The sequence below is a fragment of the Paenibacillus sp. XP01 genome (assembly GCF_057364885.1).
In genome coordinates this window covers 3,435,091-3,454,989 of sequence record NZ_CP139481.1, presented here as the reverse complement: position 1 = coordinate 3,454,989, position 19,899 = coordinate 3,435,091, and the positions used below count along the sequence as shown (strand labels likewise).

19 protein-coding genes are annotated in these 19,899 nt (G+C 49.1%); 8 read left to right on the top strand and 11 right to left on the bottom strand.

What is annotated here, in order from left to right; translation table 11 throughout:
• Window positions 1-110 precede the first annotated feature (110 nt).
• The gene (locus tag SNR34_RS15740; protein ID WP_486179550.1) at window positions 111-1,607 is read left to right on the top strand and encodes an amidase; all 1,497 of its coding nucleotides are present in this window, start codon (window positions 111-113) and stop codon (window positions 1,605-1,607) included.
• A 353-nt stretch (window positions 1,608-1,960) separates the two neighbouring features.
• On the opposite strand, the gene SNR34_RS15735 is transcribed toward SNR34_RS15740, so the two are convergent.
• The 3 genes from SNR34_RS15735 to SNR34_RS15725 all read right to left on the bottom strand — a co-directional run bounded on the left by SNR34_RS15735 (window position 1,961) and on the right by SNR34_RS15725 (window position 4,777).
• Window positions 1,961-2,458, bottom strand: coding sequence for a DinB family protein (locus SNR34_RS15735; protein ID WP_236414174.1), 498 nt, complete (start codon window positions 2,456-2,458; stop codon window positions 1,961-1,963).
• 214 nt (window positions 2,459-2,672) lie between these two features.
• A complete protein-coding gene (locus SNR34_RS15730; RefSeq protein ID WP_486179549.1) occupies window positions 2,673-3,872 on the bottom strand; it encodes an outer membrane protein assembly factor BamB family protein in 1,200 nt (399 codons plus the stop codon).
• Window positions 3,873-3,982: 110 nt separating this feature from the next.
• On the bottom strand, window positions 3,983-4,777 hold the full coding sequence (locus SNR34_RS15725) for a tyrosine-protein phosphatase (protein ID WP_236414172.1): 795 nt from the start codon (window positions 4,775-4,777) through the stop codon (window positions 3,983-3,985).
• 301 nt (window positions 4,778-5,078) lie between these two features.
• On the opposite strand from SNR34_RS15725, the gene SNR34_RS15720 reads away from it, so the two are divergent.
• From SNR34_RS15720 to SNR34_RS15710, 3 genes are all read left to right on the top strand, one after another.
• Window positions 5,079-6,578: an MDR family MFS transporter gene (locus tag SNR34_RS15720; protein WP_486179548.1), complete on the top strand. Its 1,500-nt coding sequence runs from the start codon at window positions 5,079-5,081 to the stop codon at window positions 6,576-6,578.
• The gene (locus SNR34_RS15715) at window positions 6,532-6,834 is read left to right on the top strand and encodes a DUF1648 domain-containing protein (protein ID WP_486179547.1); all 303 of its coding nucleotides are present in this window, start codon (window positions 6,532-6,534) and stop codon (window positions 6,832-6,834) included. Before SNR34_RS15720 ends, SNR34_RS15715 begins: the two co-directional genes overlap by 47 nt.
• Window positions 6,835-6,945: 111 nt before the next feature.
• Entirely contained in the window at window positions 6,946-7,845 is a 900-nt protein-coding gene (locus tag SNR34_RS15710; protein WP_339278255.1) for a TetR/AcrR family transcriptional regulator, read from the top strand.
• 124 nt (window positions 7,846-7,969) lie between these two features.
• Here SNR34_RS15710 and SNR34_RS15705 read toward each other — a convergent pair whose 3' ends face one another.
• Window positions 7,970-8,302, bottom strand: a complete 333-nt coding sequence (locus tag SNR34_RS15705) for a MarR family transcriptional regulator (protein WP_486182373.1) — start codon at window positions 8,300-8,302, stop codon at window positions 7,970-7,972.
• A gap of 411 nt (window positions 8,303-8,713) precedes the next feature.
• Between SNR34_RS15705 and SNR34_RS15700 the strand changes: the two genes are divergently transcribed.
• Window positions 8,714-9,283 (top strand): nitroreductase family protein, encoded by a 570-nt coding sequence (locus SNR34_RS15700; RefSeq protein ID WP_486182372.1) that lies wholly within the window; start codon window positions 8,714-8,716, stop codon window positions 9,281-9,283.
• Between the two features lie 124 nt (window positions 9,284-9,407).
• Window positions 9,408-9,893 (top strand): nitroreductase family protein, encoded by a 486-nt coding sequence (locus SNR34_RS15695; RefSeq protein ID WP_339278252.1) that lies wholly within the window; start codon window positions 9,408-9,410, stop codon window positions 9,891-9,893.
• A 145-nt stretch (window positions 9,894-10,038) separates the two neighbouring features.
• Here SNR34_RS15695 and SNR34_RS15690 read toward each other — a convergent pair whose 3' ends face one another.
• The 3 genes from SNR34_RS15690 to SNR34_RS15680 are packed head-to-tail and all read right to left on the bottom strand — an operon-like array spanning window position 10,039 to window position 11,370.
• Entirely contained in the window at window positions 10,039-10,827 is a 789-nt protein-coding gene (locus tag SNR34_RS15690; protein ID WP_486182371.1) for a class I SAM-dependent methyltransferase, read from the bottom strand.
• Between the two features lie 26 nt (window positions 10,828-10,853).
• Window positions 10,854-11,168 (bottom strand): hypothetical protein, encoded by a 315-nt coding sequence (locus SNR34_RS15685; protein WP_343260559.1) that lies wholly within the window; start codon window positions 11,166-11,168, stop codon window positions 10,854-10,856.
• Window positions 11,158-11,370, bottom strand: a complete 213-nt coding sequence (locus SNR34_RS15680) for a helix-turn-helix transcriptional regulator (RefSeq protein WP_236414160.1) — start codon at window positions 11,368-11,370, stop codon at window positions 11,158-11,160. Before SNR34_RS15680 ends, SNR34_RS15685 begins: the two co-directional genes overlap by 11 nt.
• Window positions 11,371-11,600: 230 nt before the next feature.
• On the opposite strand from SNR34_RS15680, the gene SNR34_RS15675 reads away from it, so the two are divergent.
• Together SNR34_RS15675 and SNR34_RS15670 are read left to right on the top strand one after the other, a co-directional pair.
• A complete protein-coding gene (locus SNR34_RS15675; protein WP_486182370.1) occupies window positions 11,601-12,053 on the top strand; it encodes a CBO0543 family protein in 453 nt (150 codons plus the stop codon).
• Window positions 12,054-12,283: 230 nt separating this feature from the next.
• Complete coding sequence (locus tag SNR34_RS15670) at window positions 12,284-13,426, top strand: family 8 glycosyl hydrolase (RefSeq protein WP_486182369.1); 1,143 nt, start codon at window positions 12,284-12,286, stop codon at window positions 13,424-13,426.
• A gap of 126 nt (window positions 13,427-13,552) precedes the next feature.
• Here SNR34_RS15670 and SNR34_RS15665 read toward each other — a convergent pair whose 3' ends face one another.
• The 4 genes from SNR34_RS15665 to SNR34_RS15650 form a co-directional block, all read right to left on the bottom strand.
• On the bottom strand, window positions 13,553-15,250 hold the full coding sequence (locus tag SNR34_RS15665; protein WP_486182467.1) for an RICIN domain-containing protein: 1,698 nt from the start codon (window positions 15,248-15,250) through the stop codon (window positions 13,553-13,555).
• A 199-nt stretch (window positions 15,251-15,449) separates the two neighbouring features.
• Window positions 15,450-16,394 carry a carbohydrate ABC transporter permease gene (locus SNR34_RS15660; RefSeq protein WP_339278245.1) on the bottom strand — a complete coding sequence of 315 codons (945 nt, stop codon included), beginning with the start codon at window positions 16,392-16,394 and terminating at the stop codon, window positions 15,450-15,452.
• A 17-nt stretch (window positions 16,395-16,411) separates the two neighbouring features.
• Window positions 16,412-17,257 (bottom strand): carbohydrate ABC transporter permease, encoded by an 846-nt coding sequence (locus tag SNR34_RS15655; RefSeq protein WP_486182368.1) that lies wholly within the window; start codon window positions 17,255-17,257, stop codon window positions 16,412-16,414.
• A gap of 53 nt (window positions 17,258-17,310) precedes the next feature.
• On the bottom strand, window positions 17,311-19,890 hold the full coding sequence (locus SNR34_RS15650) for a DUF5696 domain-containing protein (RefSeq protein WP_486182367.1): 2,580 nt from the start codon (window positions 19,888-19,890) through the stop codon (window positions 17,311-17,313).
• Window positions 19,891-19,899 lie beyond the last annotated feature (9 nt).

The window sequence follows — 19,899 nt, the reverse complement described above, 5'->3', positions numbered from 1 at the left end:
GTTGAACGTGCAGCATCGCATTACATTGCGCTTTTGTCTTTTCGTCCGCCTGATGGTACGATGGCTATGGAACATGCTCAGCCCAATACATATTGAGAGGAACGATACACATGTCTTCATTTCCATATACATCCTATGACGCCGTCGGTTTGGCAGAGCTTGTGCGTGCGCGGCAAGTATCGCCAAACGAGCTATTGGATGCGGCATTTGCCCGACTGAACGAGTTCAATCCCCGGTTAAACGCCGTGATCCGCACGTATGAGACACGCGCAAGGCAGGAAGCCAACCAGACAAGGCCGGGGGAACAACCTTTTGCCGGCGTACCGCTCTTGTTGAAGGACATTTCGCAATCCTTGGAAAACGAGCTTCTCACTTCCGGTTCGCGTTTGTTCAGCGAGCACCGCGCTGTGCGCAGCTCCAATTTCGTCCAACGCCTGCGTGAGGCCGGTTTTATTATTATCGGGCATACCAATACGCCGGAGTTCGGCTTGAAAAACATCACAGAACCCAGCCTGCACGGCCCGACGCGCAATCCATGGAACACGGAGCACTCGCCAGGCGGTTCCAGCGGTGGAGCGGCGGCAGCCGTTGCCTCGGGAATGGTTCCACTGGCAGGTGCAAGCGACGGCGGCGGCTCGATCCGCATACCTGCAGCGTTTAGCGGACTGTTCGGTCTGAAGCCTACGCGCGGCCGGACGCCGGTTGGTCCAGGCGCAGGCCGTCAATGGCAGGGCGCCTCCATCGATTTTGCCTTGTCCCGCACCGTTCGCGACAGTGCGGCACTGTTGGACGTGCTGCAAGTCGTCCAGCCGGAAGCGGCGTTCCACGCCCCTCTTTTTCCGGGAAGTTACCTGGCAGACATGAACTATCCACACCAACGAAAACTGAAAATCGCATATACTACGGCTTCGCCTGTAGGAACACCTGTCAGCGAAGAAGCCAAACAAGCGGTGTACAAGCTCGTTCGCTGGCTCGAAGAGCAAGGCCACGACGTTGAAGAAAAACTCAGTCCCGTCAACGGCGTTCGTCTGATCGAAAATTACTACATGATGAACAGTGGAGAAATGGCCGCCATGGTTTCCTCCATTGAACGCTCCATCGGACGTGAGCTGACCGCAAGAGATATGGAAATCGAAGCCTGGGTCATTGCCGAGGCAGGCAAAAAAGTATCTGCCGCCGAGTTCGTTCACAGTTTGGCTGAGTGGGATGTTGCCGCTGCGCAGATGTCCAAGCTGTTCGAACGATATGATTTTTACGTAACGCCCACGAACGCTTTTCCAGCACCACGAATCGGGGAATTAACGGCCGATGCCAAACGGATCGACGAATTGATGATGGTCAGCGAATTGGACAAGGATCGGCAGCAGCAGCTTATTTATGGAATGTTTGAGCCGAGCTTGACCTATACTCCATTTACCCAGCTTGCCAATTTGACGGGTCAGCCTGCCATGAGCGTACCTATACACATGACCCCGGACGGCCTGCCTATGGGAGCTCAGATCATGGCGACTAAAGGTCGTGAGGACTGGCTGTTTCATTTGGCCGGACAGCTTGAAGCATCCGAGCTCTGGATTGGCTTGAAAGGCAACCCGATGTTCCCCGCCTAAAGCGGAAGAGGGATTATGGGATGGGATCTTTGATGTCGGGTTATATATAAGCGATACGAAGTCGATGGATACCCCCGCATAACCATCATGTCATGCGGGGTGTATACCTCATCTGAATTTCACCTTATTCAATGCCTTGTAATGCACAGTAGTTTCTTTTCTATTTAGGTTTACATAATATTTATGTTGTATACTATTAAAGTTAGGCACATGACTTAACCTCACACTTTCCGTTGAATGCCTTAAAGCCTGCTCTTCCCTTTCCTCTTTAGCAACTAACGTCAATCGCCAAAAAGTCGCAGCACATCGGTCATCGAACCGATATACTGCGACTGTTCTGTTCAAATTTTCTTTTAATTCACGCTGTCGTCGGCCGAGGGGCCATACAATCCAGGAACGGGAATGTCCAGGAGTCTGAAGTAAACTCCAAGCTGTGCACGGTGATGGATCATATGGCTAAGACCGAAGGTGCGCAATGCGATTGCCCGCGGGCGCTGCAAAATGACATAATCCCCGCTTCGCAAGGTCCACTCCTCGCCCAGCATTTCCTCGCTGCATTCGGATAACAGCTTTTCCAGTTTTGCGGCGTTCTCGTCGAATTCGTTCAACACATCCGCTCGACTTGTCAAAGCTTCCCGTCTGGGCGGCACAGTCGCCAGATCCAGTTCAGGTCCAACAAAAATCGCGACTTGCCAGTTTACCAGGTTGATTAAGTGCGTGGTCAGCCCGCCGAGCGTCATCGATTTAGCGTGTGGACGCCATTCCATATGCTCATCGGGCAAGCGTTCCAGGATGCGGCGGGTAGAAGCCAGCTCGTGTTTGGCATCGCCAATAATCAGATCTATTGCCACAGTTTACCATCCTCCCTTATATGTACAGAATACTATAAACTTGGACTCGTGGAAAGATCATTTTTGTGCCGCATCAACTCTGTCAGCAAGCATTTCACCGCAAAAAGCAGCCCCTGAGGGCTGCCGGCACATCATAAGGAATTTACTCCAAATGAACCGATCATGATTAAACTTAAGGACGACATGTTCAAATAGAGCATTGGTTTTCAATCGGTCAGCGACCGGTCTTTACTCCGCTGATTTTCGAGCCATATTGGACTATCATTACGTCTTGGCCAACGAGGGTTGGTAATGGGGTCCCTTTGTACAATACGGAGGCCAACGTTTTTCCGCTGTTCGTATCCATGGCCACCAGATTGCCGTTCCCTAAACGGGCATAGGCAATGCCATCACGGCCCGGAATTGACCAATCCACGACCGACACCGGGAAAACGTAAGTTTTATCGGGCTTGGTGATGGAAGGATCGTTCACGGGAAAGCGTGAAACGACCGCTTGTTTTTGACGTTCATCGTATTTGCCGATGACATAGAAGTAACTTCCATCGGATACGACATCGACCGCGCTAAGTTCTTCCACAAAGTCTACAGGGACATAAGAACGGGTAGCCTTAATCTTTCCGCTGCTTAATTCAATTTCATCAATATTTGCCGCATAACCGGCATCGATGCCTTCGGTTACGTCACGGGAGTAAAACGTTTTTCCGTTTGAATACAGGATGTCCTGATGGTCCCCATCGTTTAGCGTCCATTTCACTTTACCGGTCGCGGCATCGATCCCTTTCAAACTGCTCGTTGTTAAACCTCCCGAGATGGTCGTAGATGCGACAAGCATTTTCCCGGTAAGAAGAACGTTATACCCATGTTCGCCGCCTTTTAATTTCCATTTCACTTTACCGTTTGAGGCGTTGTATGCGGTTAGACCATATTCGTCCCCGACATAAATCACCCCATCCGCCAGATGCAAACTGAAATTGGAGTAACTCTCCCCTTTTCCTGGGCGTAATTGCGTTTTAACTTTCCATTGCAATTTACCTGTTTTTGCATTCAGTTTCAGCAGCTGCCCCGTTGTATCCGTAATCCACACCGATTGGCCATCCGTAACTGTTTGTGAAGACGCAGCAGCCCGATAAGTCCAGCGAGTTTTGCCGGACAAAGCATCAAAGGCAATGTATTTACCACCAACCGTGTAGTATAAATCATTCTTGATTAGTGTGGCCTTTATGTCCATTTGATTCAGGTCACCAACTGCTTTGGTCCAAAAGGGTTTCAGGTTCGTGGACGCAACGTTGTCTGCAGACTGGGCCGATACCTGGTTGGTATCCACCCAAAACGATGAGACTGGCGATAAGAGAACAGTTATGGCTAATCCTGTTTTGACGAATCTGGACAATGCTTGTTTTCCAATCGAATTCATTGTTTCTGTTCCTCCTGTTATTCCGGATTTAGTGTCAATTGTAATCCTACTCACTAGTTTTTTCAAGAACCTATCGTTTCTAGAAGTACTACGTATGCTGCCGTTATGCCTCATTCGAGTACGAGTTCCTTGAAGGTTTCAAGATGCTTTTCGGGAATATCGCATTCGTTTATCAAATAGTTTTCTATGGTGCCATGGCGAGCCAGAATGGGTTGAAGCACATCCTCCAGATAGTCGCGCCTTACCTCCAATATAGGTTTGATCCGTTCTGCCGGCACGCGGTAAAAACTCATGAAACGAATCATGTTCTCCGCTTTTTTCATGCGAGGTCCAATGCGTACATTGGAATACAGGTAATCCTTCAGGACGTGATCATACGGAACGTTGAGAAAAAGCTGGATGATCGCCACGATAAATCCGGTTCGGTCTTTGCCTCCGGTGCAATGAATCAGAACGGGCAATTTTTCTTTCCTGGATAACAAACTGAAAATGTTTTTGATCGTGGATTGGGATCCGTTCCCCATATGAAAATACATGTCCTTCATCTGTTGTTCAAAGTTAATCTCGCTCCCATGCCGGATCAAATATTTCATGAATTCAAGCCTGGTAAACGCTTGGCTTTTGTCCTGCATAGGCAGATTAGCGACCTCGATCCCCCGATTCAGCATGCGGCTCTTTTTGGACTGTTGTTCGGTCTCCGTCCTCAAATCACAAATCAATTGCATGCCGGTCTGTTCCAGCCGCGCAATGTCCCTTCTCGAAAGCTTGGATAAATCGTCCGAGCGGAACAGATGCCCTCTCTTCACTCTCTTGCCGTCGGTCGTGTTATAACCCCCAAAGTCCCTGAAGTTGCCCAACCCGTCAAAAGAAGATATGATGCCGTGCTCTTTGTTGTTCTTGTCCATGTTCGCTTCCTACTTTCTGATCTCACATTCATGTAAAGTATTTACACCGATACTCGTTCTTGAAAACTAATAACCATCATAATTTGACTAATCGGTTTTGTAAAGAACCATATGTTCAAAAATGTGTTTTATCGCTTCGTCTGATGATTGACACAACGTCATGTGAAGGATATGATGTATCGTGACTTATGGGTTTTATATAAAACTAATAGGTTACGAAAGGCGAAAATATGCCTTGCGGAACGGGCTGAAGCCGGCCAGCCTCGTCCCGTCAAATCCTCATGAAAGCAGGTATTCATGCATGTCTCAACATTCATTACTTCAGGAACAGCCCAAAGAAAGTTCATTTTCCATTCGACCGTATCTACCGCCGCTGATCGCGATCGTCATCGGAACGTTTATGGTTATTCTGGATAGTACGGCGGTGAACGTCGCCCTTCCGACTTGGGTGCGGGATTTCGGCGTTACGCTCCAAACGATGCAGTGGGCGGTCACCGCTTATACGTTAGCTCTCTCTGCAGTCATTCCACTGGCAGGGTGGCTTTCGGACAAATTTGGCGCTAAGCGAGTGTTCCTGAGTTCCATCGGATTTTTCACGCTTGGTTCTCTGCTGTGCGCATTTGCTCAAACGTCCGGACAGCTCATTCTTTTTCGGGTCATTCAAGGTTTAGGAGGAGGAATGGTTTCTCCGGTCGGAATGGCGATGGTGTATCGCCTGGCGCCTCCTGACAAACGTGGGTCAATTATCGGCATGCTGGGCATACCGATGCTTCTCGCTCCTGCCCTCGGGCCGGTTATATCCGGATGGTTGGTTGAATACGTGAGCTGGCATTGGATTTTCTGGATTAACCTTCCGATCGGGTTGGCAGGAATATGGATCGGCATGAAGCACCTGCCCTCCTTCCAATCCCAAGCAAACCCTCGTTTGGATGTGTTGGGCTTATTTCTCGGCCCTGCTGCTTTTGCTTGTCTGACGTTCGGCTTCAGTGAAGCAGGGAGCGGCTTGGCCTCTTCATACGCTCTTTGGGGCTTGTCGGCGGGTACCGTTTTGCTGGCACTCTTCGTCATCTCCTGTTTAGTGCAGCGAGCACCGCTTCTTGAATTGCGCGTTATGAAGTCCGGGCCGTTTACGATCGGAATAATAACCTCCTGGATCATGCAAACGGCTCTGTTCGGTACCGTGCTTTTATTTCCGCTGCTCCTTCAGCAGGTCAAGCAATTGGGACCACTGGCAACAGGCCTTCACCTTTTGCCTCAGGCGATCGGTTCGATGATCTTCATGCCATTGGCCGGAAAATGGTTTGACAAAATGGGGGCGCGTCCTCCATTGACTGTGGGCATGCTGCTGATCTCAGGCGGGCTTTTTGCCATGTCGATTGTGGGAACGGATTACGGTCCTTCCTTCATCATGCTCATTTTGTTTGCGCTCGGTTCAGGGATGGGGCTGTCAATGATGTCGCTTAACACTTACGTATTGAACGCCACGCCGCCCCAGATGGTTAGCCGGGTTACTCCGCTAACGAGCGCTTCCCAACAAGTGGTGTCATCCTTTGCGATTGCCGGTTTTACGGGTTATCTCTCGTCACGCATCACGAATAACGCAGGCAAAGAGCTGTCTGCCATGGATGCTCACACCGCTGCTTTTAGTGACACATTTTGGCTGGCCGCTTGCATCGCGACGGTGGGATTGGTATGCAGCTTTTTGTTGAAGAAAAAAACGCCGTCCGCAAAGAAAGGCTCCTCTTCCTCTGTGAATGACTCAAACGAAAGGATACATGAACATGATCAATTTCCTCTTTAATCCCAAAACGCCTATTCTCGTCACAGTGCTGGCATTGCTAGCGGCCATCATTGCGGTATGGTTTGCTCCATCGGAGCTCCCCATTCACTTTACGAATGGTCAAGCCGACAGGTTTGTCAGTCGATGGGTCGGCTTGTTTGCTCTTCCTGTCTTGATGATTGTTCTGCTCTATCGCAGATGGAGGGAAGGTGCCGGCTGGCTTATTTATGTACTGGCTCTATTGCAAATTTGCATGTTATGGCTCGCTTTGATCTAGGCGTCCCCGAAGCAATCCTTCTTTTTTGCTCTTCGAATATTGGTTATACTTGACTAAGGAGCTGGAGAGGCATTAAACCTGATCCGTAACGAGTGATAAGGAGAACTGAACATGAGTTTATTGAAGGACAAAATCATCCAATCCGCCGTCCGCCTTTTTATGGAAAAAGGCTATCGGGCAACGTCGATTCAAGACATCGCAGACGATTGCAGCATCGCGAAAGGATCTCTGTACAAATTTTTCGAATCCAAAGAAGACTTGTTCGTCAGCATTTTGAAACAACGTCAGCAATCGATGATGGATGGGGTGGAGCGAATTCGTAAATTGGCACTGCCACGCCGGGAAACGTACTTATCCGAAATTACGTGTTTGTTTCAATTCTTTGGCCGCCATGGCTACTATATTTCCCGGGATTATAATGAATTTCCTCCGGGAGGCAGCGACAATATTTCCTCTCTCATTCATCAGATTCAGGTTCAAATGTTCAACTACTACGAGAATCTGTTGTCGAGGCAATACGGTTCGGCCATCTCGAATTGGAAGTGGGACGTGACAGCCCTGTTCAGCGGTCTTGTTCGGGAGTATACTTTTCATTTGTTGTTTGCATACAAACCGATCCCGGCCGAAAAACTGGCGGTATTTATTGCGGAACGGATGGATGATTTGGTGGATGGCCTGGGCAAAGCTTCTCCCCTGCCCTTATTAACACCCGAGCTTATGAAAGAATACGAGGAAGTGGATTTGGGTTCAGCGGTACCCACAAATTCAGGCAGAATCTCTACCTTGTTTCGAACCATACAATCGACCATTCCTGATCTGTATGTTCCGAATGCCCGAAAGAAGGAGCTTCAAGAAGTGGCAATGCTGCTTGAGGAGGAGTTGGCCGGGGACAAGCCGCGGACTTTTCTGATTCAAGCATTGCTTCGGGATTTGGCTGCGGAGCCCGAATTGTCTTTCTACGCCAATCAGCTGCAGCAGCGTTTGGGAGTAATCCGACAAGAGAGGCAGTAGCCGGCTCAAAAAAAATATCCTGCAGCAAAGAGGGCTCCGAACCCGCTTTTCGCTGCAGGATATTCTGCTTAATGGGAAACGTTATTCACGGGCATAAGCCCCAAAAGACATGCGTTTCCTATTCTCATTGGTAAAAGGCAGCCATATCATCGAACAATTTTTTGATAAATTCAAGCTCGGCATTGCTGTATTGACCCAAAAAATCGTACATGCGCTGCTTTTCTTTCGCATGAAGCTCGTCGTGGGCAGCGAACAGCTTTTTCCCGACAGGCGTCAATCGAAAGTATACTTCTTTTTTGTTATCGTTAAGCTGAGCTTTTCGTACCCAACCAGCCTTAAGCAATTTATTGGCGATCTTGGAGGTATTGCCTTTGCTTACATGAATCCGTTCCGCGATGGACGTGATATTGATCGGCTCTTGCTCTCCGATGCATGCAATGGTATGCAGTTCCGTCATGTTCAAGCTGAAGCTGGCACCGATGTGCTTTCGGAGATCCTCAAGGTATGACGCGGATATCCGAGATTCGTATTGTTCTTTGTGTTGAAGGAATTGAATGAAGCTTTCATGAATTGCGTTTTTGTTTTTATTTAAAGTCTCCATGATCTGCTTGGCTCCTTGACTTATTTCTTTTATTATATCACTGCATGTTTTCCTAAGAAACAAAGAGGACCTGTAACTGCTTGCCTTCTCAACGCAATGATCCAAGCTTGCCTCACGTCGCAATCCCGGGTTGACACTACAGGTAGCACACTGTACAATAATATTGTTTCATATGAAACAATATTATTGTCTTAATTAAAAGTATGTACTTATTCATCTAAATTATTATGTTTTCTTCGGAAACAATAAGAAAGAGAGTGATTCCAAATGAAGGTTGAATCCATCATTAGGGAACGCCGGAGCATACGGAAGTTCTCCGATCAGCCTGTGCCCGATCACCTTATTCAGGATGTATTGAATCAAGCGTCTAATTTGTGCGACTCACAAATGCTGAATGCCATGACGCTTATGTTGGCCCTGTCGCACGAATCCAAAACTCGTCTTTCCCGGTATATGATGGATTCTTTTGCGGTTACCCGGTTTGGCAAGCTCACCCCCAAGCCCCTAAAGGAAACGATGGTGAAGTACTTTTCCGAGGTTCCCGGCCTCGTGGCCGTTGTTGTGGAAGATCATGGTTCGCCGGAGCAACGAGACCGGCAGTATGCAAATGTTTGTTTTTACCTGCAAAACCTGCAGCTGTTAGCTTGGGAAAACGGGATCGGCATGTTTTGGCGCACAGATGAAATGTTGTATACCAGGCCCTTTTTTGAACAACTGGGCATGTCAGAACGTGAACGATTGGTCGGTCTTTTGATCTTTGGTTTCATTGACAAAACACCCCGTCCCCGCAAACGGACGCCTGCCGCAAAAAAATGGAGTCGCTGGCCGCAAACCTGAACGATTTGATGCACTCGTTCCCATCTCTGATTTATTCGTATAACAACGAATATAAACCAATTATATACCAATCTTGATTTAACTTCCCCGGCTTATATCACTTAAAGAAACGGAGCAGAAGATCATGTTAATTTCGGATGTATTGCACAAAAACGATCGATTTCCTTCCTTCGAACCAAAACCGGTCGACCCTGAAGCGATTCTGCGTCTATTGGATGCAGCGGTATGGGCACCGAATGATGGTCTGCGGGAACCCTGGCGTTTCCTGTTCGTGGAAGGCAAACACCGTGAAGAAGCACTGCCTCTCCACCGTCGCGAAGCCCCGGCGCATCTTGTCGCCATTGCGAATGCCGAAGGCGCCATGCATAAACAAGCGGAAGATTTGGCCGCCGTTTACTGCTTGATTCAAAACTTAAAGCTGCTCGGGATGGACAACGGCATAGGCATTGAGGTTTGCATCGAGGGCTGGATCTATGACGAGACGGTTCGCCAAAGATTGGGGATACGGGATCATGAGCGAATAGCGGCAATTCTGAATATAGGGTACGCGGATATCGGAAGCCTATCCCAAAAAGATCAACCCACCCGTCTCCGTATTCGTGAATGTTAATGACGGAACCACGATCTTGACCTGAGCTCGGGACTAGATCGTGGTTCCATTCTTTAAAGAGACAATCGCTATTTTTAGCGACTTTGCATCGTCTGTTTCTTTGTCCACGATAATATGCATCAGCTGCTTCCTCAGCATACCGGAACTATTCACCTTGTTTTTTTCGACAAACACTGATGATGGAAGAAGACGAAGGCGTGAACGGTGTTTTATCCCAGTCTGAATATTGGCTTTCAATCGTAAAGCCGTGGCTGGTCAACAGATGCTTAAGCGTATCATTATCCGTAAAACGACATGCAATTCGCGAAGTTGTTTTCCTGAATCCCCAATCGCGGAAAGTGACCCAGTGCATGATTTGGTTCCTTGCATCATAGGATTGCGTTCCGGATACCTTGACTTTAATTCCATCCTGATCCGTAAATTCTCCCCAGATTGTTTCCTCTTCGTCAGATAAATCGGTCCCCGAGGGGTTCCGTGTTTCAAAAACGAATCTTCCATTGGGCTTTAAGTGTTTGTACACTGTTCCGAGCAAGGCCACTTGATCTTCTTCGCTCAAAAATGCTTGAAATGCATTTCCGGTTAAATAAATCAAAGAAAAGCGCTTATCGGAATCGAAGGTAAGAGCATCCGCTTCAATAAACTCCACAGGCAAGCCTTGAGCCTTAAACCGCGCATACTCAAGCATCGCTGCAGAAATATCAACGCCGGTTATATGAATCCCCGATTTTGCTAAATGAATGGTTGCCAATCCTGTACCGCACGCAAGCTCTAACACTTCGCCCGGGCTCGATCTGGCAGCTTCAAGATAGAAATTGTATTTTGGTGTATCCCCGCCGAATTCAAGATCATAATTGATCGGGTCTCGATACTCTTCAAGATTATTGTGGTTGATCAACATGAATCCGTATCCCTTCTCCCCTTTGATCCCTGTCATTACAGAGATCCAACTTATGCATAACGTCAGTTTTTTGCTGAATAATACAGATTCGCGCCGATCGAGGACAGACAATGAACGACGAATATACCCGTAATGATAAAGAACGATAGAGAGACTCCTTCCATAACCATGGCGACAATCCAAGCAACGGCAAGCGTGACTGTTGTAGCATTCCATGAAAAAGCCTTTGATTTGGTAATACAATACATGTACCTTTCATCGAGTTCGTACCGCTTTTTGAGCCTGCTCCGGGATACGATGACCGTGATTATGGCTGCAAGCATCCCTGCTATGATCCCTCCGACGCCTACAATCTGGTTCATGACTTCAGGATTCAATGTTTTCGTCCCCCTCGAAAATGAATAATTCCTCAATGCTGCACCTGAAGGTTTGGGCTAACTTGTGTGCCAACACAAGCGAAGGTTTATACTTCCCTGCTTCCAGGGAAACGACCGTTTGCCTGGACACTTTGAGCAGACGAGACAATTCTTCCTGCGTCAATGACGCATCCATGCGCTTAGCGCGGATATGGTTTTGCACGTTAGTCCTCCAAAAACCAAAATGTAAAGTTAACTTTACACAGCCCACTATACTTTACGTGTAATAATATGTCAATTATGGTTTTTCAACTCTAACCTCCTGCTCTTCGCTGCAGACTCTGAATCAACTGTTTTTTCTGCATTTTTGCCTTGATCCATTATGAAACGGTTCGATGAAGCCAATAATAAGAAATTGATTCGAATGAAATACTTCGGGGAGTGATTGCATGCATGCTGAGTAATTTTATAATCGCTTTTGTAATTCCCGTGATCATTGGCGGATGGATTCTGCGCAGAAACCTCAGCATCCTAGTTGTTTTTTATCCGCTGGGAGTGGCCGCCTCCAGCTGCGTCAACAATGTGGGTTTTAATTTTTTTTGGAATATCCTCCCGAACACCAACAATCAATCGTATGCAGCCCTCCCTATGGATTTAGGTTTATATCCGATGTTCGGATGTCTTATGATGTATGCCATTCTTGAAAAAGGGATGAAGCCTTGGCCGACAATACTGGCATCATCCTTCATTTTAACGATTCTGGAGTGGATCGCTAAACAAATGGGCAAGGTCATCTATTTCAATGATTGGAACATTTACTGGACGTTTTTGTCCTACTTTCTGCCTTTCGTTTTAGCTTACGGGTATAGCCTTGTTTTCAGAAAAATGTTTAAAGGTTCCAAGTAAAACCGCAATGTGGGTGATGAGTGCGCTTGCAGAACGTTACATGGGGGAATGTCAACACAAGCATCAGCGGCAAAGCGATGACAATAGCCAATGCTGCAAGGCAGTGCTGAATCGATTGCGCCAAAAGATCAGGATGCAATGATCCGTGCTTTTCAAAGAAAACGCTTTAATTTGGGTACTGCCTGTCATGCTATAATTTGGCTAAACGTGACCAACGAAGGAGGATATCCATGGCTACCAACGAAAATGGGGCGTTCCATACGGGAGCATACAGGAATTTGTTCCTGGAACTGGGCTATGACGAGAAGGAAATTGAGGCAAAACTGGAGCAGACATGGAACGAGCTGTTCTATGGAGACGAGAATACACGAATTTATTACCCGATGGGTGAGGACAAAGGGTACTTCCTCGACACCGGTAACCACGATGTACGCTCGGAAGGTATGTCTTACGGCATGATGATGGCCGTGCAAATGGATAAGAAAGAAGAATTTGATCGACTCTGGAATTTTTCGCGTACGTATATGCAGCATACCGAAGGCCGATACAAGGATTATTTTGCTTGGCATTGCAAGCCTGACGGTACCCGCCTGTCGCAAGGTCCTGCCCCTGACGGCGAGGAGTTTTTCGCCATGGCCCTGTTCTTTGCCTCCAACCGCTGGGGTGATGGTGCTGTGCCTTACGATTACAAGGAACAAGCCCGAAAAATTCTCCGCGCCTGCATCCATCAAGGTGAAAATGGCGAGGGGGATCCGATGTGGGACCCGGATACCCGGCTGATCAAGTTTGTTCCGGAATCACCATTCAGCGATCCATCCTACCATCTCCCCCACTTCTACGAACTGTTCGCAATATATGCGGATGAGGGGGATCAAGCCTTCTGGAAGGAAGCAGCAGCGGCAAGTCGGGCTTATCTGCATACCGCCTGTCATCCTGTAACCGGGCTTTCGCCTGAATATGCGAATTACGACGGCTCACCCGCTCCGGTTCAGCCGCATGGTGATTTTAGACATTTTTACAGCGATGCTTACCGGGTTGCGGCAAATATTGCTCTGGATTGGGAATGGTTCCGCAAAGATCCGTGGCAGGTCGAACAATCCAATCGGATTCAGTCCTTCTTCAGCGGCATTGACGTATCCGAATATCGTCGATATACCATCGAAGGTGAACCCTTCGACGAACCTTCCCTGCATCCTGTAGGCTTGCTCGCCACGAACGCGATGGCTTCGCTTGCTGCGGACGGTCCGGATGTCGAACCATTCGTTCGCCGGTTCTGGAACACGCCGCTGCGACAAGGAGAACGCCGATACTACGACAATTGCCTATATTTCTTCAGTCTGCTGGCTTTAAGCGGCAGATATCGCATATATTGATTATCCGACAATGAATCATCGCAAATGGAAATCACACGCATCACATTGCACCACGCAGGCCGAAATTTCAACGAAAAGAGGACCTTTCAGGCATTACGGCCGGAAAGGTCCTCTTTTACATGGATGTTAATTGCTGACGGCAACAAATTTCCATTGTTGATGGAGCCCGCCGGTATAATCGTTTTGCTGCAGCTTTGCTCCGTCTGACGACGAAGCATTCGCCACTTCGATCGCTTTGTTGCTGTTTACGTTGATGATACTCCAGTACCCATTGCCCAGATCGTTGATTTTGAAATGCTGCGCGGTCGTGTTCAGATTGCTCATAAGCTGCACCGCTTCGCCGTTTGTGAGGGTACCGTTGCGAATATCAATCACTTTATCGGGAGAGTTCACGCTGGTCAGCGTATAGCTTCCGCCACCGATCGAAGTCAGAACCCATTTCTGCGGATTGCCGCCCAGATCGCTCCATTGCTGGAGCTGCAGATTGTTCTGGTTTTGCCCGCCGGGAACATCGATGACCTTATTCGAATGTCTGGCTACAATTTTGTACGTTGCGCCTGATACAAGCCCGGTTGTCGGTCCACCACCATTTCCGCCGCCGGGATACGTTTGTGCACGTTCATGATACCAGTTGAACAGGAAACGGCCCATCGCGCTCCGCGAAGCATCCCCGTCCCATTTCAGTCCTGCCGTAGGGTCGGCAAAAGAGCTGCGTTGACCCGGCTCCAGAATGAAGCCGTTCATATGGGCAGCGATGCTGACGTTTCCTGCCGCATTGAAGATGGTTTTGGTATTGGTGCCGAAACCTTCGTTGCTGCCATTAAACAAGTTCCAGTATGCTGAGTCGCCGGGTTTATTCTTAAACCAGGTTACTTCGGTAATGTTGATCGGATATTTGTCTGCGGCCGCCTTGACGTTCGTATTCCATTGATCCTGCAAGATCGAAAAGTTATCATATGCGCCGTAACCAGGATACCAGTGCACGGCATATCCGTAGTTGTTCAGCGGGTCGGTCAAAGGATGGCTTGCCGTCAGACTATAGAATTGGTTGTAGCCCAGACCTGCCGCCCAGATCACATTGTCCGCGCCTTGGCTGCGAATCGTCGAGATGATGGAATTCTGAAAGTTACGCAGATCATTCCAGTGATCGACAAAGTCGTTTTCCCCGTTGTAGCCGCCCCAATGTCCATTCGCGTATGACTTCACCGGCTCGTTAATCAGCTCGAAGTGGACATTGTCCGCACTTTTAATCTCTGGACGGGAGGCGAGATAACCCCAGATTTGATTGAACTTTTGCAGATTGGCAGCGGTCGTTGCCTGGTCATCCTTCAATGTGAAGTCAAGACCCAGGACAACGTATACACCTTTTGTTTTGGCATATTGAATGTATGGGATAATGACGTTCTGCGTAACGGTCTGCACACCGGCAAAATTGTATGTACCCGCCGCCACATCACCCATGTCCTGACGATCAATGAACAGACGAACCTGATTCATATTCCAGCCATGATTGCTGCCGTATTTCGGACTTGTGTCCGCAAACGTATCGGTAATGTCTTTCAGGTAGGCCAGTGTAGCCGCATGACGGTTGTTGTCGTGCAGATTAAGATAGTAATTGCTGTCCTGATACGTCCAGTAGGCACCTGACGGTTGATGCCAGCCGTTCAGAAGCACAGGCTGATTGTTGCTGTTCACCAGATGTTTGCCGCTGACGTGAAGCTTCCCCATAGGCATGCCCACCCATGCCTCGACACGGCCGCCTCCCCATGGAGCAATCGTGATCAGTAAAGCCATAACGAGTAAAAGTTTACAAGACATCCACATCTTCTTCACTTTGGATCCTCCTCTCATGATCGATGGCTTTCCCTTATTCGATATGTGTTGAATTCAAGCACAGCTTTCACGAGCCGTTCATATCCGTTGGTGCCCGCTCCCGCACCCCGTTCCATCCGTGCAGCTGCATGAATTCCCCTCCTTCCACGGTTTATTTTTAAGTCTCCGGTTTTACTGTACCGGCCAAACGTTAGCCAACGATCCCCGTACGTTCCACACTTTCCACGAAATAACGCTGCACGAACAGATAGATGACGATCAAAGGCAGAATGGCAAGCAATATCCCCGTATCCTGGATCATGCTGAGATAGAAAGGGTCAGCCTTGGAGGCGCCATCACTGACTTGCTGGGCCAGATTGTACGGAAGCGATGACAGTTGGGTCGACATGACCTTGCTCGAAGTCAGATACGTGGTCGTGTAGAAGCTGTCATTCCACTGCCATACAAAGGAAAACAGCATCACGGTCACCATGGATGGAATCGCATTCGGCAGCATGATTCGAGCAAAGGTTCGCCCGATGCCTGCCCCGTCGACATAAGCCGCCTCTTCCACTTCCTTCGGGATGCCGCGGAAGAACTGCCGGAAGATGAAAATATACAATCCGGCTTTAAGCGAATTGGCCGTAATGGCGGTCAGAATGAACGGCCAGTAGGTGTTCAGCAGATTCACCGGTTTGCCGGCAATAAGTGTCATCAGGCCCATCAGGTCAAAGCTTTTCAAATTCAAATACACCGGAATCAGGATGGTCGTTGGCGGAACGAGAATCGTGAGAATGACGCCCGCGAACAGCAAGTTGCTCCCCTTGAACTTCAATCGTGCGAAACCATATCCGGCAAGAGCACAGGACGCTGTCGTCAAGAGCGTTGTCGAGGCTGACAGCGCGAAGGTATTGAACAGCGTCGCCCAGTAATCCATCACCCGAATGGCCTGCTGAAAGTTATCCAGCGAGAAATTTTGGGGTATCCATACCACCACCGCGGAATACAGATCGCCCTTGTCTTTGATGGACGTTGAGATTTTCTGGAATATCGGAAAGAGGATAACAAAGGAAAGTCCGGTAATCAGTACAAATCGAACGACAGACCAGAGCCAGCCTTTCCAATGTTCCAGCGATAATAATCGTGAAGTGGTCACGCTGAACGTCCTCCTTTCTAATCTTGATAGAAGACTCGTTTCGAGAAAATGATGGATACGATCACGAGAATGATCGCAATGGCCAGGAAATACACCCATGCCATGGCAGAGCTTAGGCCGAAGTCGAACTTCACGAATCCGGTATCCCGGATCAGTTCAGTCATGGCGTTACTGGCAAACGAGTCGATAATCGTATAGATAGCGTTGACAAAGATCAGCGGGCTGACCATCGGGAACGTAATTTTCCAGAAGGCTTCGTATCCGGTGGCCCCCTCCATTTTGGATGCCTCGTAGAGTTGAGGCGAGATCGTCTGAATGCCTGCCAAAAAGATTAAAATCTGCACGCCCGACTGGCTGACGATCTGATAGATCCGATCGACGGCACTGCTCAGATACGTCACGATCCATTCGCTCACCCCGGCATCCAGCATCAGATATTCCAGCTCAAATGTACCCAGTGCGCTTCCACCGGTGCTGTTTTGATTAACGGCATCAATCAAGCTGGTGCTCTCCAGCGACATGATGACTCCCGAAGCCAGAATAACGGGCAGGAAAAAGATGGAGCGTGCCACGGCCCGGCCTCTGAACTTCTGGTTCAGGATGACGGCGAGAAACAGGCTGAATATGACGATGAGAGGCACATTGACGAGCACATCGGTAACGGACTCGATCAGCGCGCGGTTAAAGCTTGTATTGACGGTGAGTGCCTGAATATAGTTGGCGACACCAGTGAATTGAATGGCAATGCCTTCCGCATTCGCCTGAATCGCACTCATGCTGTAACGCAGAGACGCCAGCAGCGGGATAAAGAAAAACAAAACAAATCCGACCAGCCACGGAAGCACGTAGATGACGCCCCACATGGCTTTCTGTTGAGCATACGTACGACTTCCCCATTTCCATTTCAGGAGCGTCTTCAGAGCTGCTCACCACCAGTCATATAGCTTTGAGCTTCCACGGTTTGGTTCTCAACCTTTACAGGAAAGTCATTATAATTCACGATCACGAAGCCACCGCCGTCATAAGTTGTTCGATACACACCTTCCGCCAATGATTCATGCGATTTCATGGAACGCCCGGCAAATGGCTGATTGATCTGATTGACCTCGTTGTACATCTCGGCAGCCAGATCTACCCATTGCTCGTAGTTTGCCGCGTACAGATCGTCATAGTCGGTCTGTTTGACCACATGGTTCGGCGCATTAAACCAGGCGAAGTACGGGCTCGCACCATATTCAATCAGCTTCAATACATACTGTCTCGGGTTCGTATAGGTCGAGAGATTGTATGGAGAGCCGGTGTAACTGATATTTCCGTGAACGACCAATTGGAAGAACGGAACCTCTTCATCCTCCAGTTTGAATTGGCTGCTGCTCATCGGAGCATCCGTCAACCCAGTAACATAAGGCAGTGCGTAGCCATTGCCACCTTCGGCTAAAACGGAGCCTGCCTGCTGTTTGATCCGTTCCAGCGCTTCGGTGACCACGCCCAACGCTTCCGTTCGATCCAGCAGCTTCTTCGGGTTCATGTCGCTATTCAGCTGCTCAGCCAGATCTTTCAGGCTCAGTGATTGCGAGTGCTCCTCTTTTTGAATAGACTTCATCTCTTCCAGCATCTCTTCCGTCAGCTGATTCAGCTTGTTGGGCGAGAGTACATAGGATGGAGATCGGTCCCGATCCCGTTGCTGCAAAGCCTGATTCATCGGATATACCACAGCCGGTTCTTGGGTTAACGTTCGAGATGCCTCTCTGGACGGTTTGAACCCTTTCTTGGATTGCACATTCAGCAGAGCCACATCCGGATAAAACCCGATTCCCGCTTCCCTTGCATAATCGCTAAAATCACGCATGCCCTTCTTCCCGCCAATCGCGCCGTCCACCGAGATGGAATCCGGCAGACGGTGATGCAGCCCATCGTTGAACCATCCGGCGTAGCGAACCTGAATGTTCGACACGTTCTTCTCCTTCAGCGTGGACAGGATCTGCTTGGCTTCCTCAAAGGTCGTAAGCGCCTCCGTAGAATCGTAAGGAATCCCCAGCATATGCTGCCGGGTTGTCATGCCTCCAATCAATTTCAGATAAAATGGAATGCCCGGCTGCTCTTCGCCTGCTTGCTGTTCGGGAAGTCCGCCGGTTTGCAGCAGATAATTCCGATACAATGCGGCGAGTCCCGAGTACGAAGCCTTCTCCGCACCAACGAAAGCGTATCTGACAACAAAGTCCGAGGCTGTCGGCCTCTTCTGAAATTTCGGAAGCGTACGCACCATATCGCTGGCCTGAAGCGTCACATCGCTCTTGTTCACGACATAGAAGCTGGGATAAACGTTGTTGTAGCTGTTCAGCTTGCCGCTGATATCCGCATTCACCACGGCCACAGCGTCACCTTCCTCGATGATTCCCAAAAAAGCTCCCTCTTCCCGAATCAGTCCAAAGACCGGCAATCTCGCTTTGGTTTCATTCGAGCCGGCTTCCCGGAGCTTCATCGTCAAGTCCTGACCGTAAATATCTTGCTGATAACCGGGATACTGGATTTTGCCATTATTAAAATGGATCAAGGCTCCCGAGCCGTCCGGTACAAATATGGAGCCTTTTTCATTCGTCCCTCCGGCTCCGAAATATTCCAGTACGGATATGGTGTTGATCGGGTATTCCTCCGGAAAATGAATGCCGGATGCAGGTACACGCACCAGCAGATTCTCGCCATCCAGTTCATATTCCAAAGTCATCATGAAGAGCCGCGGTCCGCTGCGCTCCTGATCAATCCCATGTTCGGCATTGTCCTGTGCCAGGTCTTCTTCCGTATAACCGGCCGCGTCAAAAGCCTTAAGGGCACGGGACAGCTGAAGTCCCTGCAGTGCCTTGTCGATTCGAACGTAGACACCTTCGTCCTTATCCTCCGTATAACCGATCTTCAAGGCGCGTTCCCCGGCCTTGTCGAGCTGTGCCAACAGCTTCTGCTCAAATCGTTCCTTGCTGATTTTGACCGGCAAGTCTTCAATCGAGCGCTCGGTGCTCCCGAACTGATAGTGAACCCGAACCCCGTTTGGCATCGCCTCATAGCTAACCTGCTTATGTCCGATGCTATCTGTAAACGAGTTCACCGTGCTGCTCTGGCCCTGGCTGTTGAAGAAGCTGAGCCTTGCTTGTGACGACAGGAGGTCTTTGTTGATGCCTGCCGCAACTCCGTCCTGCTCCCGGTCTGCAGGATTGCTGCGCCAGATTTGTCCGCTCTCTCTGTGCAGGACAGCAATCTCTGCAGTCTCTTCATTTATAAACAACCGTAAGGCTTCATTCCCGGCAATGCCAATCATGCCTTGAAGACGAGCATCTCTAAAGGAAGATTTCAGTTTTTCTCCGAGAGGCAGGGAGGGAAGATCGGTCTGTTCTACAGCGGCCGCCTCGCGAGCTTGCGGTGATGGCGAGAACTGGCAACCGCTTAGAAGCAGACTGCCAATGAGCAGCATTCCGGTTATTTTTTTCGCTACAGCATATTTCACTGGATGTCC